Annotated in this window: 6 protein-coding genes; all 6 read left to right on the top strand. The window is 70.9% G+C overall.

The window, feature by feature from the left end; genetic code table 11:
- Window positions 1-236 precede the first annotated feature (236 nt).
- The 6 genes from ACFWY6_RS42045 to ispG all read left to right on the top strand — a co-directional run bounded on the left by ACFWY6_RS42045 (window position 237) and on the right by ispG (window position 7,793).
- Window positions 237-2,174, top strand: a complete 1,938-nt coding sequence (locus ACFWY6_RS42045) for an acyl-CoA dehydrogenase family protein (protein WP_384702143.1) — start codon at window positions 237-239, stop codon at window positions 2,172-2,174.
- 116 nt (window positions 2,175-2,290) lie between these two features.
- Entirely contained in the window at window positions 2,291-2,818 is a 528-nt protein-coding gene (locus ACFWY6_RS42040; protein WP_384702146.1) for a hypothetical protein, read from the top strand.
- On the top strand, window positions 2,815-3,828 hold the full coding sequence (locus ACFWY6_RS42035) for a hypothetical protein (protein ID WP_384702140.1): 1,014 nt from the start codon (window positions 2,815-2,817) through the stop codon (window positions 3,826-3,828). The genes ACFWY6_RS42040 and ACFWY6_RS42035 overlap by 4 nt, the downstream gene beginning before the upstream one ends.
- 53 nt (window positions 3,829-3,881) lie before the next feature.
- Window positions 3,882-5,150 (top strand): 1-deoxy-D-xylulose-5-phosphate reductoisomerase, encoded by a 1,269-nt coding sequence (dxr, locus tag ACFWY6_RS42030; RefSeq protein ID WP_384702137.1) that lies wholly within the window; start codon window positions 3,882-3,884, stop codon window positions 5,148-5,150.
- A complete protein-coding gene (locus ACFWY6_RS42025; RefSeq protein ID WP_384702134.1) occupies window positions 5,147-6,448 on the top strand; it encodes a M50 family metallopeptidase in 1,302 nt (433 codons plus the stop codon). The genes dxr and ACFWY6_RS42025 overlap by 4 nt, the downstream gene beginning before the upstream one ends.
- A 187-nt stretch (window positions 6,449-6,635) precedes the next feature.
- Window positions 6,636-7,793: a flavodoxin-dependent (E)-4-hydroxy-3-methylbut-2-enyl-diphosphate synthase gene (gene ispG, locus ACFWY6_RS42020; protein ID WP_360780643.1), complete on the top strand. Its 1,158-nt coding sequence runs from the start codon at window positions 6,636-6,638 to the stop codon at window positions 7,791-7,793.
- The last annotated feature ends 720 nt before the right edge of the window (window positions 7,794-8,513 follow it).

Genomic DNA, 8,513 nt, shown 5'->3' with positions numbered 1-8,513 from the left:
AACAAATTCCACCAACCCCCCGGCGGGCGCCCACTGTGCGGGGGCTCCGGCCGTTCTCGTGTCCGGGCCCGCTGGCGGACGCGGTGCGGCCAAACGCTGCGCGAGGACTGGTGGGGTTCGGGCGGATCGGGTACATACGATCCATACGATCGAGTAGCACCAGTCAGTAACCGACCGGGTCACAATCGGTCCCATCGGCACCGACCGGCCCCACTCCGCGGCGAGGTGAGCTCCTCATGTCCGCACCAACCCCCAAACCGTCCGTCAGCGAGCGCGAGGCCCGGCAGGTCGCCGAGGCCGCTCGTGAGCAGGACTGGCGCAAGCCCAGCTTCGCCAAGGAACTCTTCCTGGGCCGCTTCCGGCTCGACCTGATCCATCCGCACCCGCTGCCCGCGGACGAGGACGCCCAGCGCGGCGAGGAGTTCCTGGCCAAGCTCCGCGACTTCTGCGAGACGAAGATCGACTCGGCGCGCATCGAGCGCGAGGCACAGATCCCCGACGAGGTGATCAACGGGCTCAAGGAGCTCGGCGCGCTCGGCATGAAGATCGACACGAAGTACGGCGGGCTCGGCCTCACCCAGGTGTACTACAACAAGGCCCTCGCCCTCGTCGGCTCCGCGAACCCGGCGATCGGCGCGCTGCTCTCCGCCCATCAGTCGATCGGCGTACCGCAGCCGCTGAAGCAGTTCGGCACCCAGGAGCAGAAGGACGAGTTCCTGCCGCGCTGTGCCCGCACGGACATCAGCGCGTTCCTGCTCACCGAGCCGGACGTCGGCTCCGACCCGGCGCGCATGGCGATGACGGCCGTGCCGGACGGTGACGACTACGTCCTGGACGGCGTGAAGCTGTGGACCACCAACGGCGTCGTCGCCGATCTGCTCGTGGTCATGGCGCGGGTGCCGAAGTCCGAGGGCCACAAGGGCGGCATCACCGCCTTCGTCGTCGAGGCCGCGTCGGACGGCATCACCGTCGAGAACCGCAACGCCTTCATGGGGCTGCGCGGGCTTGAGAACGGCGTCACCCGCTTCCACCAGGTCCGCGTCCCGGCCGCGCACCGCATCGGCCCCGAGGGCGCGGGGCTCAAGATCGCCCTCACCACGCTCAACACCGGACGCCTCTCGCTGCCCGCGATGTGCGTGGGCGCCGGCAAGTGGTGTCTGAAGATCGCCCGCGAGTGGTCGGGGGCACGCGAGCAGTGGGGCAAGCCGGTCGCTTTCCACGAGGCGGTCGGCGCGAAGATCTCCTTCATCGCGGCGACGACCTTCGCCCTCGAAGCCGTACTCGACCTCTCCTCGCAGATGGCCGACGAGGACCGCAACGACATCCGCATCGAGGCCGCCCTCGCCAAGCTGTACGGCTCGGAGATGGGCTGTCTGATGGCGGACGAACTCGTCCAGATCCGCGGCGGCCGCGGCTTCGAGACCGCCGAGTCCCTCGCGGCCCGCGGCGAACGCGCCGTCCCCGCCGAACAGGTCCTGCGCGACCTGCGCATCAACCGCATCTTCGAGGGCTCGACGGAGATCATGCACCTGCTGATCGCCCGCGAGGCCGTGGACGCGCACCTGAAGGTGGCGGGCGACCTGATCGACCCGGACAAGTCCCTGTCCGACAAGGCGAAGGCGGGCGCGAAGGCGGGCGGCTTCTACGCCCGCTGGCTCCCGAAGCTGGTCACAGGGGCGGGCCAACTCCCGCGCTCGTACGCCGAGTTCCACCCCAGCGGGCACGCGGACCTCTCCCCGCACCTGCGCTACGTAGAACGCAACGCCCGCAAGCTGGCCCGCTCGACCTTCTACGCGATGTCGCGCTGGCAGGGAAAGATGGAGACCAAGCAGGGCTTCCTGGGCCGCGTGGTCGACATCGGCGCAGAGCTCTTCGCGATGAGCGCGGCCTGCGTGCGCGCCGAGCTCCTGCGCACCACGGAGGAGCACGGCCGCGAGGCCTACCAGCTGGCCGACACCTTCTGCCGCCAGTCCCGCATCCGCGTCGACGAGCTCTTCGACCGCCTGTGGACCAACACCGACGACATCGACCGCAAGGTCGTCAAGGGCGTCCTCTCCGGTACGTACACCTGGCTGGAGTCCGGCGTCGTCGACCCCAGCGGCGAAGGACCCTGGATCGCGGCCGCGACCCCGGGCCCGACGCAACGGGAGAACGTCCATCGCCCCATCCGTTGATCGCGGGGCGCGCTGCGGCCCTTCCTCTGCGGCAGCCCCGGCCCTACGCTCAGGCGGCGGACTCCTGGAACCGGAGTCCCGCCGTCGTACCGCCGGGGGATGCCGTGGACGTGCCGATGCTCATCCTGCTGGGGGCGGCGGGGGGTGTGCTGCGCGGCGTGCTCGACGCCTACAACTGCGTACTCGACTGGCAGGCGGCGCGACGCGAACACCGGCAGGCGCCTGCCGCCGGGCAGGAGCCCCGACCACCGCTGTTCCGGGACCACTTCGACCCCGTGGCCGACACCGCCGCGGCCGTCATCCACAGCGGGATGGGCGCCGGTGCCGCCGTGCTCTTCGGCACCACCGGCCAGATCAGCGGCGCGTACGCGGCGTTCGTCGTCGGAGTGTCGGCCCCGGTGATCCTGACCCAGCTCGGGCGCATCCAGGCGGTGAGCGACGCCGTCACCGGTGCGCCGACGGCGCCCGCTCCCGCGCCCGCTCCTGAGGCGGCCGGGGCGCAGCAGACCGAGCCGCTCGGGCCGCGCGTGCGGCCCACCGTGGTGCCTGAGCCCGCTCAGGCCCAGGAACCGCGGGCCGAGCCCCGGCCGCAGGCCCGCCGCATCCATGGATCCTCGGCCGGGGAAGAGGGGACGGCGCTGTGACCCGACCCTCCATGAACCGCAGGATCGGCTCGGCGGTGCTCGGCGTCGGCCGCACCTCCGCCCGGCCGACGGGCGCCCCGCGCAGGGCCGAACTCCCGCTCGGCCGCCGGGTGCTCGCCGCGCTCCTCGGCATCCGCGTGAGCGCGCCGCCGCAGGGCGCGGCTCCGGCATCCGCCCCCTCTCCGGCCCCTTCTCCGGCCCCCTCTCCGGCACCGAAGCAACCCGCGCCGGAACCGCCGCGGTCCGAGCCCGCGACTTCGCAGCGCCCTCCGCGTCCCCCTTCGTCCCGCACCGCGCCGCACCTGCTCCCCGAGGACCGCGCGGCATTCGAGTCGCTGCTCGACGGGGTGCTGCGCACCACCCACGAGCGGCCCGAACTCGCCTCGGTGGGGCAGCGCGTCAACACCGAGCAGCTGCGCACCATGGCCACGAACGCGTCCGCACTCATCACCTCTGCCGCCGCGGCGGAGTACTACCACTACGTGAAGGTGCGCGACGAGTTGCGCGCACCGGCCCTGCCGACCGGTGTCGCGGCAAGGGGAGAGGTCCGCGACGAGACCGGCGGCTCTCTCTCGGCGGTCCTCGCCGTGCTCGTACCCGTACTCGCCGGGACGGCGGCCGTGATCTTCCTGCTCATCGGGTACGTCCTGAAGCTGCTCACCCCCGAGCCCGGCTTCGCCGACGCCATGATCCGTGCGGGGTGGTTCTTCGGTGCCGTCACCGCCGCGGGTCTGCTGTTCGCCGCGGTCGGCCTGGTGGTCACCGCGCTGCGCCATCGCGCCACCGCGGCGGGGCTGCAGACCGACCGGGAGGACGAGATCGCCCGAGCCAGGGAAGCCTGGCGTCAGGCACTCCTGGAACGCGGCATCGTGCCCTTCCTGAGGGAAGCGCTGGCGGATCCCCACCAGGGCACGGACCCACGCGCCCGGCACGGCACCACCCCCCGAGTCCCGCCCCTCCGCTACGCCGCACGACCGGACGGCCACGCCCCGGAACACGAAACCGAGTGACCGGATCGGGGCGCAGTGCACCCGCACACAGCCGCCCACGCAAGAATGGGGGCATGAGCGACAGCCCTGCCCCCCTCGCGGACCCGCATCTCGTCTTCGACCCCGTGGTCACGGACGGCCCGCGGGACATCGTCATCCTCGGCTCGACGGGGTCGATCGGCACCCAGGCCATCGACCTCGTCCTGCGCAACCCCGGCCGCTTCCGCGTCACCGCGCTCTCCGCCGCGGGCGGCCGCGTCGGGCTGCTCGCCGAGCAGGCGCGGCAGCTGCGCGTGCGGACCGTCGCGGTGGCCCGCGAGGACGTCGTACCGGCGCTGCGCGAGGCCCTCAAGGGGCAGTACGGCGACGGGGAGCCGCTCCCCGAGATCCTCGCCGGGCCCGACGCGGCCGCTCAGCTCGCCGCGTCCGAGTGCCACACGGTCCTGAACGGCATCACCGGTTCCATCGGCCTCGCGCCCACCCTCGCCGCCCTCGAAGCGGGCCGCACCCTCGCGCTCGCCAACAAGGAGTCGCTGATCGTCGGCGGCCCCCTGGTGAAGGCCCTCGCCAAGCCGGGCCAGATCATTCCGGTCGACTCCGAGCACGCCGCCCTCTTCCAGTCGCTCGCCGCCGGCACCCGCGCCGACGTACGCAAACTGGTCGTCACCGCTTCCGGTGGCCCGTTCCGGGGTCGTACGAAGGCCGAGCTGGCGAACGTCACACCGGACGACGCGCTCGCGCACCCCACCTGGGCCATGGGCCCGGTCATCACCGTCAACTCGGCGACGCTCGTCAACAAGGGCCTGGAGGTCATCGAGGCGCACCTCCTCTACGACATCCCGTTCGAGCGCATCGAGGTCGTCGTCCACCCGCAGTCCTACGTGCACTCCATGGTCGAGTTCACCGACGGCTCGACGCTGGCCCAGGCCACGCCGCCCGACATGCGCGGCCCCATCGCCATCGGCATCGGCTGGCCGGAGCGGGTGCCGGACGCGGCCCCCGCGTTCGACTGGACGAAGGCGTCGAGCTGGGAGTTCTTCCCGCTCGACGACGACGCTTTCCCGTCGGTCGGGCTCGCCCGGCATGTGGGGAAGCTCGCGGGCACGGCCCCGGCGGTGTTCAATGCCGCCAACGAGGAGTGCGTGGACGCGTTCTTGAACGGCGCCCTGCCCTTCAACGGGATCATGGAGACCGTGACCAAGGTCGTCGCCGAACACGGCGACCCCGACATCTCCGCGTCGGGAACTTCCCTGACCGTCGCGGACGTCCTCGAAGCGGAGACCTGGGCACGTGCCCGGGCCCGTGAACTGACGGCGAAGGCGACCGCGGAGGCCCGCGCATGACGACCTTGATGATGATCCTCGGCATAGTCGTCTTCGCGGTCGGACTGCTGTTCTCGATCGCCTGGCACGAGCTGGGCCACCTGTCGACCGCCAAGCTGTTCGGCATCCGCGTGCCGCAGTACATGGTGGGCTTCGGCCCGACGATCTTCTCGCGCAAGAAGGGCGACACCGAGTACGGCATCAAGGCCATCCCCCTGGGCGGCTACATCCGCATGATCGGCATGTTCCCGCCCGGCCCGGACGGCAAGATCGAGGCCCGCTCGACGTCGCCCTGGCGCGGCATGATCGAGGACGCCCGGTCGGCCGCCTTCGAGGAGCTCAAGCCCGGCGACGAGACCCGCCTCTTCTACACGCGCAAGCCCTGGAAGCGCGTGATCGTGATGTTCGCGGGCCCCTTCATGAACCTGATCCTCGCCGTGGCGATCTTCCTCGGCGTGATGATGACGTTCGGCATCAGCACCCAGACGAACCAGGTCGGCAAGGTCTCGGACTGTGTCATCCAGCAGAGCGAGAACCGCTCGACCTGCGAGAAGGGCGACAAGCCCTCGCCCGCCAAGGCCGCGGGGCTGAAGCTGGGCGACAAGATCGTCGGCTTCCAGGGGCAGCCCGTCGAGGACTGGTCCACGCTCCAGTCGAAGATCCGCGAGACCATCGGCCCGGCCACCATCACGGTCGAGCGCGACGGCAAGCGGGTGGACCTGCACGCCAACCTCATCAAGAACCAGGTCAGCAAGACCGACGGGGACGGTGGCTATGTAGAGGGCAAGTACGTCTACGCCGGCTTCCTCGGCTTCACCCCGGCCACCGGCATCGTCCAGCAGGGCTTCGGCGACTCCGTGGACCGCATGGGCGACATGATGGAGAACGGCGTCGAGTCGCTCATCGCCCTGCCGTCCAAGATCCCCGACCTGTGGGACGCGGCGTTCGGGGACGGCGACCGCAAGCAGGACTCCCCGATGGGCGTCGTGGGCGCGGCCCGCGTGGGCGGCGAGGTCTTCACCCTGGACATCCCGCCGGAGAACCAGATCGCGATGATGCTGTTCCTGGTGGCGGGCTTCAACCTGTCGCTGTTCCTCTTCAACATGCTCCCGCTGCTGCCGCTGGACGGCGGGCACATCGCGGGCGCCCTGTGGGAGTCGGTGCGGCGGAAGGCGGCCAAGCTCCTGAAGCGGCCCGACCCGGGCCCCTTCGACGTCGCGAAGCTGATGCCGGTCGCCTACGTGGTCGCGGGAATCTTCATCTGCTTCACGATCCTGGTGCTGATCGCGGACGTGGTGAATCCGGTGAGGATTTCCTGAGAAGGGCCTGATTAAGCGAAGTTTGCGGCGGCCGGGCACAGTATGTGTCCGGCCGCCCACTATTGGGTGGACTCCGGGGCGTGATGTGCCCGAGCCCTATGGGGTGCCGTAATCTCGAAGCCTGGAGCCCGCCGATCTCGGGACCTTGATCCACACTGTGATCCACACTCTTGGGGATGCTCGCCAGATGACTGCCGTATCGCTCGGAATCCCGTCCGTTCCGACCAAGCTCGCCGACCGCAGGGTCAGCCGGAAGATCCAGGTCGGAACGGTCGCCGTCGGCGGGGACGCACCGGTGTCGGTGCAGTCGATGACGACGACGCGTACGTCCGACATCGGGGCGACGCTGCAGCAGATCGCCGAGCTGACGGCGTCCGGCTGCCAGATCGTCCGCGTGGCGTGCCCGACGCAGGATGACGCGGACGCGCTGTCGACGATCGCGCGCAAGTCGCAGATCCCGGTGATCGCCGACATCCACTTCCAGCCGAAGTACGTGTTCGCGGCGATCGACGCCGGCTGCGCGGCGGTCCGCGTGAACCCGGGCAACATCAAGCAGTTCGACGACAAGGTCGCGGAGATCGCGCGGGCCGCGAAGGACACGGGCACGCCGATCCGGATCGGCGTCAACGCGGGTTCGCTGGACGCGCGCCTTCTGAAGAAGTACGGCAAGGCCACTCCGGAGGCGCTCGTCGAGTCGGCTCTCTGGGAGGCGTCCCTCTTCGAGGAGCACGACTTCCGGGACATCAAGATCTCGGTGAAGCACAACGACCCGGTCGTGATGGTCAATGCCTACCGCCAGCTCGCCGCCGCCTGCGACTATCCGCTGCACCTCGGCGTGACGGAGGCCGGTCCGGCCTTCCAGGGCACGATCAAGTCGGCGGTCGCCTTCGGCGCGCTGCTGAGCGAGGGCATCGGCGACACGATCCGCGTCTCCCTCTCCGCCCCTCCGGCGGAGGAGGTCAAGGTCGGCATGCAGATCCTGGAGTCGCTGAACCTCAAGCAGCGCCGCCTGGAGATCGTCTCCTGCCCCTCCTGCGGCCGCGCCCAGGTCGACGTCTACAAGCTGGCCGAGGAGGTCACCGCGGGCCTGGACGGCATGGAGGTCCCCCTCCGCGTCGCCGTCATGGGCTGCGTCGTGAACGGCCCCGGCGAGGCCCGCGAGGCCGACCTCGGCGTCGCCTCCGGCAATGGCAAGGGGCAGATCTTCGTCAAGGGCGAGGTCATCAAGACCGTGCCCGAGTCGAAGATCGTGGAGACGCTCATCGAGGAAGCGCTGAAGATCGCCGAGCAGATGGAGAAGGACGGCGTCCCGTCGGGCGAGCCGTCGGTGGCGGTGGCGGGCTAGCGGGCCGCTGCGCGCGCTTGAACCGTGAGGTGGGCCTCGCCACTGGGTGGCGGGGCCCACGTGCGTTCGCCCCTGCGGGGGCGGCTGCGCGCACTTTGACCGTTACGGGGGCCTTGCCACCGGGGGTGGCGGGGCCCCACGCGCATTCGCCCCCGCGGGGGCGAATGCGCCTGCCGTCGTGCCGTCTGCGGGCTGTCTCTCTCCTGTCCCGCCGCTTCGCGCCGGATCCGTCCCACCCACCCACCCGATCACTCCGGGGTTCGGGGGTGCTGGCTTCTTCGGACTGGCATGTGGGGGCGGCTGCGCCTGGCGTGGTGCCGTCTGCGGGCCGTCCCCGTCCGGTCCCGCCGCTCCGCGCCGGATCCGTCCCACCCACCCACCCGATCACTCCGGGGTTCGGGGGTGCTGGCTTCTTCGGACTGGCATGTGGGGCGGAAGGGTCGGGGTGCTGGGCCTGGCATGCGGGGGCGGCTTCGCCCGACGTCCTGTCGTCTGCGGGCTGTCTCTCTCCTGTCCCGCCGCTCCGCGCCGGATCTGTCCCACCCACCCACCCGATCACCCCGGATCTGTCCCACCCACCCCGATCACCCCGCCGGGCAATCGGGCGGGTGGGCGGGAAAACCCGCCGCGGAGCGGCGGAGGGATGCACGCGGCCGAACGACGGCAGCCCCCCCACCGCGCCGGCCCCTGCGCGGGAATAAGGCCGGCTGCGGGGGCCGC

The organism is Streptomyces sp. NPDC059037, from assembly GCF_042740015.1.
Taxonomy (GTDB): domain Bacteria; phylum Actinomycetota; class Actinomycetes; order Streptomycetales; family Streptomycetaceae; genus Streptomyces.
The sequence above is the reverse complement of the archived record's forward strand: the minus strand, read 5'-3'. Positions and strand labels throughout refer to the sequence as shown.